We start from the raw sequence: 17,000 nt of genomic DNA, 5'->3' as shown, positions 1-17,000 counted from the left end.
CATTAAACCATATCACCACTTAAAATGCCTTAACCCTACATCACCAAAAACATTAACTACTGTGACGCGTTGGTATAAAAAAAGGGCACCTAAGAGCGCCCTTTTTAAAAGTTTTATAGCAACAATGTGTTTATCCACATTTAGACGAGCCACAATCTTGGCAGGTTAAACAGCCTTCTTGATAAACTACCTTGTCTGAATTACAATTAGAACACGTTCCTTTTGCTTTTGTTCCGTCCTCTACATAACGTTTTAAGGCACGTCCCACACCATTCTTCCAGGTATTAATAGATTCGCTATCCAACTGCAAACTGTTAATTAAATCTACAATTTTATCTATTGGCATACCGTGGCGCAAGGTACTGGATATTAGCTTGGCATAGTTCCAGTACTCCGGATCAAACTTATGCGAAAGCCCTTCGATTGTGGTTTTGTACCCGCGTTTGTTTTGGTATTGAAAATCGTATCGCGAGCTCCCATCTTCGTTTCTGTTTTTTATAATTAAACCTCCTGTTACCCAGCGTGGCATTAAAATACCATCTTCATCATCAGCCAAACCTGTAAAGATTTCGTAGGGCTTACCATCTATTAATCCTATAAAAGCAATCCATTTTTCCTTATTATTTTGAAAACGAACCACTTCTGCCTCTAAGGTTTGCGGTCGTTTGGTCGGGAAATCGGTTAACGATTCTGTCTCTTCCTTTTTGTCGTCGTTAGAAATTAACACTCCAGATCGCGATCCATCACGATAAACGGTTACTCCTTTACAGCCTACTTCCCAGGCTTTCAAATACAATTCGCCCACCAAATCTTCAGACACATCGTTTGGCAGGTTAATGGTTACACTTATTGAGTGGTCTACCCATTTTTGAACCGCCCCTTGCATACTCACTTTGCTCAACCAATCTACATCGTTGGATGTTGCCTTGTAATACGGCGATTGTTTTACTATGGCATCCAGCTCATCTTGCGGACAATTATCGTCTACTTTTATGTTGTTAACTTCCATCCATTGCTTAAACCTATGATGGAACACCACATACTCTTCCCAAGAATCTCCTACTTCATCAACAAAATCCACACGCACATCTTTATCGTTTGGATTTACTTTTCTTCGTCTTTTATACACCGGCATAAACACGGGCTCGATTCCAGAACTGGTTTGTGTCATTAAGCTTGTCGTACCTGTTGGCGCAATGGTTAACAAGGCAATGTTTCGTCTGCCATACTCCAACATTTCGTAATACAATTTCTCATCGGCTTCTTTTAAGCGTTGGATAAATGGGTTTTCCGCTTCGCGCTCGGCATCAAAAATGGCAAATGCTCCACGCTCTTTAGCAGCATATACCGAAGCTCTGTAGGCTGCTATAGCCAAGGTTTTATGAACCTCTACAGAAAAAGCATTTCCTTCTTCAGAGCCATAACGAATTCCTAGAGCTGCCAACATATCGCCTTCTGCCGTAATACCTATTCCCGTTCTTCTTCCTTCTTCTGCCTTTTTTCTAATGTTCATCCACAAGCGGCGCTCGGTGCCTTTTATTTCATCAGATTCGGGGTCATCATCTATTTTCTTAATAATCACATCTATCTTTTCCAGCTCTAAATCTATAATGTCGTCCATGATACGCTGTGCGTAAGCCACGTGTTTTTTGAACAGATCGAAATTAAACGTTGCCTGAGCCGTAAAAGGGTTTTCTACATAAGAGAACAAGTTAATGGCCAATAGGCGACAAGAATCGTATGGACATAAAGGAATTTCGCCACAAGGGTTGGTCGATACGGTTTTATAGCCTAAATCGGCATAACAATCTGGAACCGATTCGCGGGTTATGGTATCCCAGAACAGGATGCCCGGTTCTGCTGATTTCCATGCGTTATGCACTATTTTTTTCCAAAGTTTTTCGGCTTTAATCGTTTTTGAAACCTTAGGATTGCTACTAAAAACCGGGTATTTTTGTGTGTAGTCGGCATTGTTTTTAACAGCCTGCATAAAGCCATCGTCTATACGTACAGACACATTGGCTCCAGTTACCTTGCCCTGCTCCATTTTAGCATCGATAAAATCTTCTGAATCTGGATGATTTATGGACACCGACAACATTAAAGCACCTCGCCTACCGTCTTGAGCAACCTCTCTTGTAGAATTGGAATATCGCTCCATAAAAGGTACAATCCCAGTTGATGTTAAGGCTGAGTTTTTAACAGCGCTGCCTTTGGGTCTTATGTGCGACAAATCGTGGCCAACGCCCCCGCGGCGTTTCATGAGCTGCACCTGCTCTTGATCGATTTTCATGACTCCTCCATAAGAATCAGAATCGCCATCGTTACCAATTACAAAACAATTAGATAAGGAGGCCATTTGGTAGGGGTTACCAATACCCGCCATTGGGCTGCCTTGAGGGACGATGTATTTGAAATTCTTAATAAGCTGAAACACCTCCTCCTCTGACATTGGATTTGGATAACGGGTTTCAATTCTGGCAATTTCTTTGGCAATACGCTTATGCATATCGTTGGGTGTAAGCTCATAAATATGCCCTTCAGAATCTTTTAAAGCATATTTATTTACCCATACGCGCGCTGCCAAATCATCACCGTTAAAATACTCCACCGCAGCTTCAAAAGCTTGCTGCTGTGTGTACGTTTTTTTTTGTGTTGTGACTGTATTGGTACTCATAGTGACTTTTGGTTTTTTAATGGATTAGAATTAAAGTGTGAACTTAACAAAAAAACCAATTAAAAAAACAACCGAAACTATAAAGTTATCAATAACCAATTGTTAATGTGCTGATAGATAGAAGATTAAAAATTTATCAACACAGAAAAGTTAACAATTTTTAAAAAGTTTTAAAAACATAAGAAGACTAAAAATCAACAACAACCCCCACACCTAACAGCTGCTTCCATTGTACCGTAGCACCTTCTTCCTCATACTCTCCAGCCACATCTGTTTCTACCAAAACCTTGGTATCGTCGTCGTACTTTAAATGCGACCCCAAAGTAGCGCGTACAAAATCGTTTACCTTAAAATCGAAGTTTACCTGCCAATCGATATCAACATTCCCAAAGTTGTTAATGTAATCGGTATAAAGACTCACAAAATGTTTTACCGAAATGTTCTCGAAAAGCTTGGTTTCATAGGCATTGGTAAACAGCACACCTATTTCTTTCCTCACCCGCTCCCCTTCTCGTATTAAATTACCGGCACTATCATATTCTGCCGGCCTTACCCCAAACGATCCTAAGTTTGCCAATTCATCATCTAAAACAAAGGTAGCCTTTAAGGTTAGGGGCGAAAAGTAACTAGAAAATTTATCGATGTTCTTGCCATATTCCGCACCACCTCCCAAAAACAAATACCCTGGCGCCATAAGCTTAGAAATGGCTTTGTTTTTATCTGGATAATGATATCCATTGGTAAACTGAGACTTAAAATTAAAGCGCGCCGAGTAGTACCAGTTGGTTAATGTGTCTTTGCGGTAGCCCACCACAGAACTCACGTCGATAATATCGTCGGTTTTTCGCATTTCCTGTTCTTGCTGCTTGTTCACACCATAACGTGTTAACAGGGTTGATGTCCAGAAAAAATGACGGAATTCATATTTTAATTGACTCTCAAAACTCAACAAAGCCGAGATGGAATTACTACCTCCTGCATTCCAATTTACAAAAGCCACCTCACTAATGTCCAATCCTGCTTTATTTTTATGGACCCAAGTCCCTTCTTTCGCCTCGATTTTACCCCCGGGCACTTTAAAGAATAAAGAATCCGGTTGCGCATAAACATAACCGGATAAAAATAACACAAACAAACAAAAGAGGTTTTTCATAAAATTTATGCTTTTGCTACTATTAATTATTAATACTCAAACGTTCCGTAATCGCTTTTTATGGTTAGCTTTTTCTCATCGGATGCTGCCACACGACCAACGACCTTGGCATTTACGTTAAAACTTTTCGATATCGCAATAATATCATCGGCAACCTCGGGACTTACGTACAATTCCATACGGTGCCCACAGTTAAACACCTGGTACATTTCTTTCCAATCGGTTCCTGATTGCTGCTGAATAAGCTTAAACAACGGCGGAACATCGAACATATTATCTTTTATGATGTGTAAATTTTCAACAAAGTGAAGAATCTTAGTTTGCGCACCACCACTACAGTGAATCATTCCGTGAATATCGGCACTGTTATATTTTGACAAGATTTTCTTGATTATAGGCGCATAGGTTCTTGTAGGCGAAAGCACTAACTTCCCAGCATCTATTGGCACACCCTCAACCGCATCGGTTAATTTAACATTTCCAGAATACACCAAATCCATAGGAACAGCACCATCAAAACTTTCTGGGAACTTTTCGGCTAAATATTTATGAAACACATCGTGTCTTGCCGATGTAAGCCCATTGCTTCCCATACCGCCATTGTATGCTTTTTCGTAGGTTGCTTGTCCAAACGACTCCAGCCCCACAATAACATCTCCCGATTTTATGTTGGCATTATCAATAACTTGATCGCGTTTAACACGAGCCGTTACAGTAGAATCTACAATAATTGTACGCACCAAATCGCCCACATCTGCTGTTTCGCCTCCTGTTGAGTGGATTGTTACACCAAATGCTTCCAACTCTGAAATAAGCGCCTCAGTTCCATTAATTATTGCCGCAATTACCTCGCCAGGAATCACGTTTTTATTTCTTCCTATGGTTGAAGAAAGCATGATGTTATCTACCGCTCCTACACACAACAAATCATCAACATTCATAATTAATGCATCTTGAGCAATGCCCTTCCAAACAGAAAGATCTCCTGTTTCCTTCCAATACATATAGGCCAAGGAACTTTTGGTTCCCGCCCCATCGGCATGCATAACCAAGCAATAATCTTGATCGCCGGTTAAATAATCAGGAACAATTTTACAAAAGGCCTTTGGAAACAAACCTTTATCGATGTTTTTAATGGCGCTGTGCACATCTTCTTTAGATGCAGAAACACCTCGTTGCGAGTACCTTTTGCTTATTTCTTCACTCATGGGCTGGTTTTAAGGCACAAAAGTAAGCATTGTAATTTATTTTTGCTTTAAATTAAGCTAGTTTTAACGATTAAAACCCTCCCAAGACATCCATAAAAAAAGGCGCTTAACAAAGACTTGCCTCCCCCCCCTTTTTTTTCAGGACAGAACACATCTTTATCAAACGCCTTTACTACGTTTATCTAGTACTTTTGCTTACTACTTAGTAAACAGCAGCTCTCTATATTTGGTTAGCGGCCAAAGCTTATCATCTACCAACAGTTCTAATTTATCGCAATGGTAGCGTATGTCTTGAAACAACGGTCTTACCTTATGGCAATACGCATGGGCCTTTTCTTCTACATCTTCAATTTTATTGGCCTTTTTGCGCTCTTCGATCATTTGCGTTATGGTCGAGTTAATAACCTCCAATCGTCTTGAAATGTCTTCGATTAAATTCAACTGCTCCTTGGCGTGCTTTTTAAAGCCTGCCCCATAAATCTCCTTAAGACCTTTTACATTTTCAATCAACACATTTTGGTACTTCACAACGATTGGCACGACATGGTTTCTAGCAATATCACCTAACACGCGGCCTTCTATCTGGATTCGTAAAACATACTCTTCCATCTCTATCTCATAGCGTGCTTTGGACTCTACCTTATTCATCACACCCATTTCCTCAAACAAAGCAACAACCCTATCGCTCACTTTTACTTTTAGTGCTTCGGGGGTGGTTTTATTATTACTCAAACCGCGTTTTTCAGCCTCTTTCTCCCAAGCCTCACTATAACCATTTCCTTCGAAAAGGATACGTTTAGACACTTTAATATACTCTCTTAGCACATTGAAAATAGCCTCATCTTTTTTAAGTTTTTTAGCCTTAATTAACGCATCTACCTCTTCTTTAAACATTATTAACTGCTTTGCCACTATGGTGTTTAAAACCGTCATAGGGTTTGCACAGTTTGCCAAAGAACCTACCGCTCTAAATTCAAATTTATTGCCTGTAAAAGCAAATGGCGAGGTGCGGTTTCTGTCGGTATTGTCTAAAAGAATTTCTGGGATTTTACCAACCACATTAAGTTTTAGGTCGGTTTTTTCCTGCGGCGTTAATTTACCATTGGTTACATGCTCCAATTCATTTAAAACATTGGTTAACTGCTCTCCAATAAACACCGAAATAATAGCTGGCGGCGCTTCGTTTGCACCCAACCTATGGTCGTTGCCAGCCGAAGCTACAGAAGCTCTTAACAGCTCCTCGTTATCCATTACAGCTTTAATTGTATTTATGAAGAAGGTTAAAAACTGAAGGTTGCTCATAGGCGTCTTCCCCGGACCAAGTAAGTTTATCCCCGTATCTGTACTCAAACTCCAGTTGTTGTGTTTACCAGAGCCATTTACACCCGCAAAAGGCTTTTCGTGCAACAATACTTTTAAATCGTGACGCTCACCTACACGCTCCATAACATCCATTAAAAGGGAGTTGTGGTCAACTGCCAAATTAGCCTCTTCGTAAATTGGCGCTAGCTCGAACTGGTTTGGTGCCACCTCGTTATGTCGTGTTTTAACCGGAATTCCTAAAAGCAAGCACTCGTTTTCTAAGTCCTGCATAAAAGACATCGCCCGCTTAGGAATGCTCCCAAAATAATGATCATCCAACTGCTGGCCTTTAGCTGCCGAATGCCCCAACAAAGTCCTTCCTGTTAAGGTTATGTCTGGTCTTGACACCGCCAAAGCCCTGTCTATTAAAAAATATTCTTGCTCCCAACCTAAGGACGCATTGACTTTCTTAACGTTTTTATCGAAATACTTACACACATCAACCGCTGCTGCATCTATGGCTTGCAAGGCTCTTAAAAGCGGCGTTTTATTATCTAAGGCTTCTCCTGTGTACGACACAAAAACTGTAGGAATACAAAGTGTGGTCCCATAAATAAATGCTGGAGATGTGGGATCCCAAGCGGTATACCCTCTAGCCTCAAAGGTGTTTCTTATTCCACCATTAGGAAAACTAGACGCATCGGGCTCTTGTTGCACCAATTGCCCGCCGCCAAATTTTTCTATCGCTAAACCATCGCCAATAGGCTCGAAAAAAGCATCGTGCTTTTCTGCCGTTGTACCTGTTAACGGCTGAAACCAGTGTGTATAGTGCGTAGCTCCTTTAGAAATAGCCCACTCTTTCATACCTGTAGAAATATGATCGGCAGTATCTCTATCTATCTTCGTCCCCTTCTCTATAGCATCTGTTACACTAGCATAAGCAGTTTTGGTTAAATACTGTCGCATAGCGTTTTGATTAAACACATTAGCAGCAAAACCTTCTGAGCGTCTTTTAGGCTCTTCAATTTTAATAGCCTTTCTATTTAAAGATTCTTTAATGGCATAAAACCTTAGCGTTGACATAATTATTTTTATTTTAATTAATTACGGCACAAACTTAAGCATCAAAACACTAGCATTAAAGAAAAAAAAACATTTTTTTATTAAAAAAATCAACTAAAAACAAAAATACCCCTAAAAAACAAGGGCTGATTCAATGAAAAGGAACAAAAACCTCAAACACACCCCTAAAAAAATACCCTGATCAAAAACAAATCTGAATAGACTCAATTAAAATTGTGTTCATCGCCCTACAAAATAGCGCCAAACAAAAAATAAATGCGTCAACCAATACCTTATTAACAGACACAACCATTACAAGGACTTAAAGATTTAGAAGTAAAAAAACGGATTTAAGATGCCGCGCCACGCAAACAATCTTGTTCAGCAAGTTTAGGCTACAACACCGAAATTAGGATAAACACCAGATAAGCCCCAAAAAGTAAAAACCCTTTTAAGCGCCCTATTTCAAACCGTTTAGGAATAAAAACCATTGGAATTAAGACAGCCGCAAAGCCAATCATCCAAAAAATATTGGTCGACAAAATTTCTGGGGTATTGGGATTAACCTGAATAGGCTTAATAATGGCCGTTACCCCCAAAACCGAAGCAATATTAAAAATATTAGACCCTATTAAATTTCCCAACGAAATGGCCTTCTCTTTTTTTAAGGCTGCTATTACCGAGGCTGCCAGTTCTGGCACACTAGTTCCTATAGCGATTACCGTTACCGAAATCGCATATTCGCTTACCCCTAGCGATTGCGCCAAGTCTTTTGCACCATTTACCAACCACTCGCTTCCATAATACAAGGAAGCCGCTCCAATTAAAAGCCAAATGAGTATTTTAAAATTAGAGGTTTGTTGCAGGGTATCATCAACCTCTTCTAAATTAACCGCTGCGCTCTTTCTCGAGTCTCTAATTAACACCACTAAAAACACAAACAACGCCAACATAAAAAACACTCCTTCAAGCTGACTCAAAAGGCCATCATGCCTTAAAAACACATAAAGCAACAACGATAAAATCATCATCATGGGCCAGTTTAGTCTATAAAAGTCCCTGTCGACCACCAAAGGTGAAATGATTGCGGTAACCCCTAAAACCAAACCAATGTTTGCAATGTTAGACCCTATAACGTTTCCTAATGAAATATCGGAAGACCCATCCAGCGCCGCTTGCAAACTCACCAATAGCTCTGGCGCGGAGGTTGCAAAAGAAACCACCGTCATACCAATAACCAATTTAGAAAGCTTAAGCTTAAACGATAACGCCACCGATGAACGCACCAAAAACTCCCCTCCTACAACCAAAAGCAGCAATCCTAACAAGACCCAAACAACACTCATAACTTAATTTTAAACACCCAAAAAGGGCCATTACATTTTCAATCGGCGAAGATAATATTTAGTTTTGGTTTAACATAAAAACTAAAATTTTCGTTAAATAACTATTAATACAGTTGTATAACTACAAAAATAGTTATACGTTTGTTTTCAGTTAGAAAAACAGCACATGCAAAAATTAACAAACAAAGAAGAAGAGATCATGCACATACTATGGCAGCTAGAAAAAGCCTTTGTAAAAGATGTGCTTGCAGCCATAACACACGATAAGCCACACTACAACACCCTGTCGACCATAATTAGAAACCTAGAAGACAAAGGGTATGTCTCTTATAATGCCTACGGCAAAACCCACCAGTACTACCCTATTGTTAGCAAAGAAGCTTATAAGAAAAAGTTTATGAACACGGCTATCGAAAACTACTTTAACAACTCGTACAAAAATGTTGTTTCGTTTTTTGCCAAAGAAGAAAAAATAAGCATAGAAGAGCTTAAGGAAATCATTCATTTAATAGAAAACAAAAAAGAATTGTAATGGAGTATCTGTTAAAATCATCGGCCATTGTTGTTGTCTTTTACCTAAGCTACAAAATACTGTTACAGCGCGAAACCTTTTTTAATGGCAACCGCTGGTATTTATTCTCTGGCATGCTTTTGGCCTTTACACTCCCTTACCTTGTTATCCCTATATATATTGAACAACCCCACTACACACTACAAGGCTTTGCTACAACCAATCTCACACAAAAGACCACCACACCATCATCCCTAAGTATAACTACCATTTTAACATGGGGCTATTTGTCGGGCGTATGTTTCTTTTTAACCAAACTTATTATAGAAACCTTTTCTTTAATTAAGGTGCTGCGTAAAAACACCTCACAACACAAAGGCCGCTACAAACTTATTACCACAAATACCGACACTTTGCCATTTTCGTTTTTTAATTGGATTGTTTACAACCCCAAACAATTTAGCGAAACCGAAATAGAACACATTTTAAACCACGAAAAAGCCCATGCCAAGCAATGGCACTCTTTAGATGTTATTGTTACAGAAATCGCTACCATTCTATTATGGTGGAACCCCTTAATGTGGCTGTACAAAAAAGAAGTGAGACAAAACCTGGAATTTATAGCCGATTTGCACGCACAACAACACGCCAACTGCAACAAAAGCTATCAAATGCTCATGGTTAAAACCAGCATTCACAATCATCAATTGGCTATGGCCAATAATTTTTACAATTCATTAATCAAAAAACGAATCGTTATGTTACACAAATCAAAATCAAACAAACTAAATGCCTTAAAGTACGCGTTAATCCTTCCGGTGCTTGCGCTTTTCTTAATGAGCTTCAACACTAAAGAAGTTTATTTACCAAGCCAAAAAGCAACACCTGAAACCACAAACAGAAGCACCAAAGAGGTCGTGCTGTTCATCATTACCAAAGCATCTTCAGACGCCGATTTAAACAAGCTAAAATCCAAACTAGAAAAAGAAGGCGTTAAAGCCAAGTTTAAAAACATTAAACGCAACGAAAAGGGCGAAATCACAGCTATAAAAATCGATTTAAGCACCAACAACACCAATGCCAATTACAGCATTAACAACAGCACACCCATTAGCCCAATTAAAATTTCGTACAACCGCCAAGACGAAAATTTATCTATTAATACCGCCAAAACAATTATTGACGAACATAATGTCGACATCGAATTTGACAGCAATGACGAACAGGTTTTTGTAGTAGCTCCGGCAGACGGCAAAAAAATTAAAAAAGAAATCATCATTAAAACAAACGATGATGTAAAAACGGTTATTGGAGATAAAAAAATTATCGAAATTAACGTAGATGAAGACACCGACACAAATGTAGAAATCATTAAAATAGTTGAAAACGAAACCACAGACAGCGACAACCCCGAAAAAGAGATTATCGTGATTAAAGGTGAAGGTAACACCTGGACAACCAACGACACCGACAAAACCGTTTGGACAGACCAAGACGGCAAAACGTACGAGGTTATCACAAAAACCGGAGGCAACCAGGCCGTTACCCTTTCTCAATTACAAAATGCCCTATACATCCTTAACAGCAAAGAAACCACAAAAGCCAAGGCCGATGCCATTGCGCCTTCAGAAATTAAGTCTATAAATGTTTTAAAAGGAGAAAAAGCCACAGAAAAATATGGTAGCAAAGGCAAAAATGGCGTTGTCATTATCACAACAAAATAACCAAAACCAACCCTTAACACTTAATAACCAGCACGTAAAACGCTGGTTATTTTGTTTTAAAACAACTGTTGTTCATTAACATACTTTATGTTATTTTAGTTGTATGACAGAATTGGATATAGAAAAAGAAAACACGGCCATTGCAAAAGCCTATCGCGAATTGCTTCGTGTAAGTTACCGCAACCTTTCTAAGGATGACAAAAAGTTTATTAGAAAAGCTTTTGATGTTGCCCTAGACGCTCATAAAGACCAAAGACGAAAATCTGGAGAAGCCTATATTTTCCACCCCATTGCCGTGGCAAAAATTGTCGCCCAAGAAATTGGGTTGGACGCTACCTCTATTGCCGCTGCCTTGCTGCACGATGTGGTAGAAGACAACGAAGACTATTCTCTAGCCGATATAGAACGACTATTTGGCGAAACCGTTGCTCGCATTGTAGACGGACTAACCAAAATATCCTCTCTAAACAAGTCTGGAGACATCTCCTTGCAAGCAGAGAATTTCAGGAAAATGCTGCTTACCCTAAACGATGATGTTAGGGTTATTATCATTAAAATTGCCGACCGCCTGCACAACATGCTAACCATGGACTCGATGCGGCCAGACAAGCAGGTGAAAATCGCCTCAGAAACGCTCTATATTTACGCGCCTTTAGCCCACAGAATAGGCCTTTACAACATTAAAACAGAACTAGAAGACCTGGGGTTAAAATATACCGAACCCGAAGTATACAACGACATCCTTACTAAAATGGAAGACAGTAAGGAAGAGCAAGATGCCTACATAGAAGCCTTTAGCAACACCATAAAAACGGCATTAGACAAAGAAAAACTGAATTACGACATAAAAGGACGTCCAAAAAGTATTTTTTCCATAAGAAGAAAAATGCTTAACCAAGGCGTTAGTTTCGATGAAGTTTACGACAAGTTTGCCATACGAATCATTTATAAAAGCGATGTAGAAAACGAGAAATTTCTAGCTTGGAAAATCTACTCCATAGTAACCGATCACTTTAGGCCAAACCCAACCAGGCTTAGAGACTGGATCTCCTCGCCAAAATCTACAGGCTACGAAGCCTTACACATAACGGTAATAGGCCCAAAAAGTCGCTGGGTAGAAGTCCAAATTAGAAGCGAACGCATGAACGAAATAGCCGAAAAAGGCTACGCTGCACATTATAAATACAAAGAAGGCGCCCAACAAGACGACAATCTAGACATCTGGATATCCCGCCTTCAAGACGCTTTGGAAAACCCCGAGATGAATGCCGTAGATTTTGTAGAGCAATTTAAACTCAACCTCTATTCAAAAGAAATTTTTGTGTTCACCCCAAAAGGCGACTTAAAATCCTTGCCCAAAGGAGCCACCCCGCTAGATTTTGCCTTTAGCATACATACCGAGGTAGGCATGAAAACACGAGGCGCCAAGGTTAACGGAAAACTAGTCCCTTTAAGCCACATTCTAAAAAGTGGCGACCGCATAGAAATACTCACCTCCGAAACCATAAAACCCAACACCAACTGGTTGGAATACGCTACTACAGCCAAGGCTAGAAGCAAAATAAAGTCGCTCTTAAAAGCCGAAAAGAAGGAAATTGCCGAAGAAGGCAAGGAAATTTTAAGACGCAAACTAAAACAACTTAAAATAACCCTAAACGAACGCACCGTAAACGAGCTGGTAAATTACTTTAAACTTAAAACCAGCCTCGACCTATTTTACCGTGTTGGCATAGGAAAAATAGACAATACCAAACTTAAAGACTACGCCTCTTCACGAAGCAATGCTCTGGTTAGCTACATTAAAAACAAGATTGTTAGAAAATCTAGCCTTCCCAAAGAAGAGATTGAAAAAGACGAAATTACCAACAAGTACGACCTCTTGGTCTTTGGGAAAGACGAACAAAAACTAGATTACAAACTCGCCTCCTGCTGCAACCCCATTCCAGGAGATCCTGTATTTGGCTTTTTAACCATTAACGACGGGCTTAAAGTGCATAAAAAAAACTGCCCTAACGCAGTAAGCCTCCAATCTAATTATGCCTACCGCATCATGTCTGCAAAATGGATCGACTCGTCCCAACAAGAGTTTGCCACGCAAATCAAGCTGTCGGGTATAGACAACATGGGGCTGGTTAATCAAATTACACAAGTCATCTCATCCAACATGCATGTTAACATGAAAAGTATCAGCTTTGAAAGTGACGGCGGCGTTTTTACAGGCAAGATTAACGTGGTGGTTAAAAACAGTAACATGCTTAATAAACTCATGGATAACCTCAAAAAAATTAATGGTATCGATAAAGTATCAAGAGTGTAAAAAAAGTGTAACTTTGCAGTGAAATTATGAGTGTAAAAACCGATTCAAAAAACCAAGAAATCGTTAAAAATGTGTTTACGGCCTACCTAGAAGAAAACGGGCACCGCAAAACACCAGAACGATATGCGATTTTACAAGAAATCTACGATAGCGAAGAGCACTTCGATATAGAGTCGCTGTACCTAACCATGAAAAACAAAAAATACAGGGTTAGCCGGGCTACACTATACAACACCATCGAGCTGCTTCTAGAATGTGGCTTGGTAAGAAAACACCAATTTGGCCAAAATCAGGCCCATTACGAAAAATCGTATTTCGACAAACAGCACGACCACGTGATTCTTACAGATACGGGGGAGGTTATTGAATTTTGTGACCCCAGAATTCAATCCATAAAAAAAACCATCGAAGAGGTTTTTGATATCGAAATAAAAAACCATTCACTCTACTTTTACGGTAACCGAAAAAAAACAAATTAACCTAATTACATAATGGCAGTAGACTTACTACTTGGATTACAATGGGGAGACGAAGGCAAAGGAAAAATTGTAGATGTTCTTACCTCTAAATATAATATTATTGCACGATTTCAAGGTGGGCCTAATGCAGGGCACACCCTAGTTTTTAACAACAAAAAACACGTCCTTCATACTATACCCTCAGGCATATTTCACGACGAGGCCACAAACCTAGTAGGCAATGGCGTTGTAATAGATCCTGTAATTTTCAAAAAAGAACTTGAAAAGCTAGAGGAGCAAGATGTTAATTACAAAAAAAACCTGCTTATCTCGAGAAAAGCACACATTATACTGCCAACCCACAGACTGCTAGATGCTGCTAGCGAAACAGCTAAAGGAAAAGCCAAAATTGGCTCGACCCTTAAAGGCATTGGCCCAACTTATATGGACAAAACAGGGCGTAACGGTATTCGTGTGGGCGACTTAGAAATGGCCGATTGGAAAGAAAAATACCGCGCTTTAGCAAACAAGCACGAAGCCATGATTGCCTTTTACAATGTAGACATTCAATATAATTTAGACGAACTGGAAGCTGAGTTTTTTGAAAGTGTAGAAAAATTAAAAACCCTACAATTCATAGACTCCGAAGCCTACATGTTCCAAGCACAAGAAGACGGAAAATCCATTTTGGCCGAAGGCGCACAAGGGTCTTTACTAGACATCGATTTTGGCACCTATCCCTTCGTAACCTCATCGAACACGACTGCTGCAGGAGCTTGCACCGGTTTAGGGGTTGCCCCAAATAAAATTAAGGATGTTTTCGGAATTTTTAAAGCCTATACCACACGTGTAGGTTCTGGCCCATTCCCTACCGAGCTGTTTGATAAGGATGGAGAAACCATGGCAAAGGTGGGCAACGAGTTTGGCGCCACCACAGGAAGACCAAGACGTTGTGGCTGGCTAGATTTAGTAGCCTTAAAATACGCCTGCCAAATTAATGGTGTAACCCAATTAATGATGATGAAAGCCGATGTACTTTCTGGCTTCGATACCCTAAAAGTTTGTACGGCATACACCTATAAAGGCGAAACCGTAACACATCTGCCTTACAATATTGAAGAAGAAAACGTAACACCTATCTATGCTGAAATGAAAGGTTGGAAAGCCGATCTAACAGGCATGAGCGATGCCTCACAACTTCCAAAGGAACTTCATGATTATATCGCTTTTCTTGAGAAAGAATTGGACATTCCTATTAAAATCGTATCGGTTGGCCCAGACAGAAAGCAAACCATTTTCAGATAAGAAATAACACCCTATAAAACCCAAAGACCTGTTATTACCAACAGGTCTTTTTCGTATTAAAAAAATCATAACAACAAGACTTAAAACGTTTAAATCCGTATTTTTGAAGCAAATTTCAAGGCAAATGAAAATAACCAAGCACCTGTTCTTTAGCCTTTTTGCCCTATTGCTTATTTCGGCAACAAACCACGCCCAAGAACAAAAGCGCATTCAGATAAAATATTCTGGCTTTTTAGAGTTTAACGACCATGAAAGTCCGGGATTAAAAGTGATGACTCGCGACGACAAGCAACAAATACATGTTGTTCACGAAGGCGTTAACATGTGGTGCGACCAAGCGTTGCTTTACAGCGACGAGGATTTTATAGAAGCCTACGGTAACGTTAAAATGAAACAAGGCGACACCATAAACATGAACGCCAAATATGTGGAATATAGCGGGCAAACCAAACTCGCTTTTGCTAGTGGCGATGTGGTTTTAACCGACCCCAACTCCAGGCTTACCACAGACACTTTGTATTTTGACCGTGTTAAACAGGAATCGTTTTATAAAAGTGGTGGCACCGTAGTTCGCGATTCGTCTGGCACCATAACAAGCCAAATTGGACGTTATTATATGAATAACAGCAAATACCAATTTGTTCAGGATGTGATCTTGGTACACCCAGACTACAACATTAACACCCAACAACTCGATTTTTATACCGAAACCGGCCATGCTTACCTTTATGGGCCTTCAACCATAACCACAGCAGACAGCAAAACCTACTGCGAAAGAGGGTTTTACGACACCGAAAACAAACAAGGCTACGGCGTTAAAAATACACGCATAGACTACGACAGTCGCATTTTTGAGGGCGATAGCATGTACTTCGACAACAACAGGAGTTTTGCCTCTGCCTCTAACAACATTAAGGTTACCGATACCGCAAACAACAGCCTTATTAAAGGCCATTATGCCGAGGTTTACAAAAACAAAGATTCGGTTTTTATTACCAAACGCGCTTTGGCCATCACCGTTCAAGAAAAAGATTCGGTTTATATGCATGCCGATACCTTAATGGTTACCGGAACCCCAGAGAACAGAATAACAAGGGCCTTTAAAAATGTAAAACTTTACAAAAGCGACTTAAGCGGTAAAGCAGATTCCATTCACGTTGATCATAAAAGCGGGCTAACACAACTTATTAATCTAGCCCACCTTAACTCGCAAGATGCCTTTGCCAGCAAACGCAGACCTATACTCTGGAACGAAGGCAACCAAATGACAGGCGACACCATTCACATCATCTCCAACCCGAAAACAGAGAAAATAGACTCGCTTCTTGTGTTTTACGATGCTTTTTTAATTAGCAAGGATACCATAAGCGAAGACAACTACAACCAAATAAAAGGCAAAGAACTGGTTGGTTTGTTTAATGAAAAAAACAAGCTTAAGCAGGTAGACCTTATTAAAAATGCCGAATCGATTTTCTTCTCCAGAAACGACAAACAAGAGTTAATAGGAATAGACAAGGCCAAATCGGGACGCATACGCATTAACTTTTTAAATGGCGAAATGGTACGTTTTAGCCGCTACAACCAAATTGATGCAAAGATTTACCCCGAATCTGCTTTCCCTAAAAATGCTAGAAAACTACGAGGGTTTGTTTGGCGCGAAGACGAACGCCCCAAAAGTGTAGACGACCTATTTAGCGACGACCCTCCTCTGGATTTACCGGTAATAAAAGGGCTGGACGCATACGAGCCTCAAAAAGATTTTTTTGATGCCCCCATGCTAAAGCGTATTGAAAAAGCTGAAGCCGCTGATAAAAACACTGGAAAACAACCTAAAAAACAACTTTCTATCCAGAAAAAGCGGCCGAAAACCTCACGAAAACTTCCCAAAGAAGTCATCGATCAATTAAAGCAGGATAAAGACACCCTCTAATTACGTA

Annotated in this window: 11 protein-coding genes; 6 read left to right on the top strand and 5 right to left on the bottom strand. The window is 39.8% G+C overall.

Features of this window, described 5'->3' with window-relative positions:
- Positions 1–130: 130 nt before the first annotated feature.
- The 5 genes from IA57_RS08595 to IA57_RS08575 form a co-directional block, all read right to left on the bottom strand.
- Positions 131–2,677: an adenosylcobalamin-dependent ribonucleoside-diphosphate reductase gene (locus tag IA57_RS08595; RefSeq protein WP_036122063.1), complete on the bottom strand. Its 2,547-nt coding sequence runs from the start codon at positions 2,675–2,677 to the stop codon at positions 131–133.
- A 187-nt stretch (positions 2,678–2,864) separates the two neighbouring features.
- Positions 2,865–3,830, bottom strand: coding sequence for a DUF3078 domain-containing protein (locus tag IA57_RS08590; protein ID WP_036122060.1), 966 nt, complete (start codon positions 3,828–3,830; stop codon positions 2,865–2,867).
- A gap of 29 nt (positions 3,831–3,859) precedes the next feature.
- Positions 3,860–5,038 (bottom strand): AIR synthase related protein, encoded by a 1,179-nt coding sequence (locus IA57_RS08585; protein WP_036122057.1) that lies wholly within the window; start codon positions 5,036–5,038, stop codon positions 3,860–3,862.
- Between the two features lie 198 nt (positions 5,039–5,236).
- The gene (locus tag IA57_RS08580) at positions 5,237–7,423 is read right to left on the bottom strand and encodes a glutamine synthetase III family protein (RefSeq protein WP_036122054.1); all 2,187 of its coding nucleotides are present in this window, start codon (positions 7,421–7,423) and stop codon (positions 5,237–5,239) included.
- A 374-nt stretch (positions 7,424–7,797) separates the two neighbouring features.
- Positions 7,798–8,748, bottom strand: coding sequence for a calcium/sodium antiporter (locus tag IA57_RS08575; RefSeq protein WP_036122051.1), 951 nt, complete (start codon positions 8,746–8,748; stop codon positions 7,798–7,800).
- Between the two features lie 166 nt (positions 8,749–8,914).
- Between IA57_RS08575 and IA57_RS08570 the strand changes: the two genes are divergently transcribed.
- From IA57_RS08570 to IA57_RS08545, 6 genes are all read left to right on the top strand, one after another.
- On the top strand, positions 8,915–9,280 hold the full coding sequence (locus tag IA57_RS08570) for a BlaI/MecI/CopY family transcriptional regulator (RefSeq protein ID WP_036122049.1): 366 nt from the start codon (positions 8,915–8,917) through the stop codon (positions 9,278–9,280).
- A complete protein-coding gene (locus IA57_RS08565; RefSeq protein WP_036122046.1) occupies positions 9,280–10,983 on the top strand; it encodes a M56 family metallopeptidase in 1,704 nt (567 codons plus the stop codon). The genes IA57_RS08570 and IA57_RS08565 overlap by 1 nt, the downstream gene beginning before the upstream one ends.
- A gap of 103 nt (positions 10,984–11,086) precedes the next feature.
- On the top strand, positions 11,087–13,300 hold the full coding sequence (locus IA57_RS08560) for a RelA/SpoT family protein (protein WP_036122043.1): 2,214 nt from the start codon (positions 11,087–11,089) through the stop codon (positions 13,298–13,300).
- Positions 13,301–13,326: 26 nt separating this feature from the next.
- Positions 13,327–13,779, top strand: coding sequence for a Fur family transcriptional regulator (locus IA57_RS08555; RefSeq protein ID WP_036122040.1), 453 nt, complete (start codon positions 13,327–13,329; stop codon positions 13,777–13,779).
- Between the two features lie 12 nt (positions 13,780–13,791).
- Positions 13,792–15,063: an adenylosuccinate synthase gene (locus IA57_RS08550; protein WP_036122038.1), complete on the top strand. Its 1,272-nt coding sequence runs from the start codon at positions 13,792–13,794 to the stop codon at positions 15,061–15,063.
- 103 nt (positions 15,064–15,166) lie between these two features.
- Entirely contained in the window at positions 15,167–16,993 is a 1,827-nt protein-coding gene (locus tag IA57_RS08545; RefSeq protein WP_229730306.1) for an OstA-like protein, read from the top strand.
- Positions 16,994–17,000: the final 7 nt, after the last annotated feature.

This window comes from Mangrovimonas yunxiaonensis (assembly GCF_000733475.1).
Lineage (GTDB): Bacteria > Bacteroidota > Bacteroidia > Flavobacteriales > Flavobacteriaceae > Mangrovimonas > Mangrovimonas yunxiaonensis.
The sequence above is the reverse complement of the archived record's forward strand: the minus strand, read 5'-3'. Positions and strand labels throughout refer to the sequence as shown.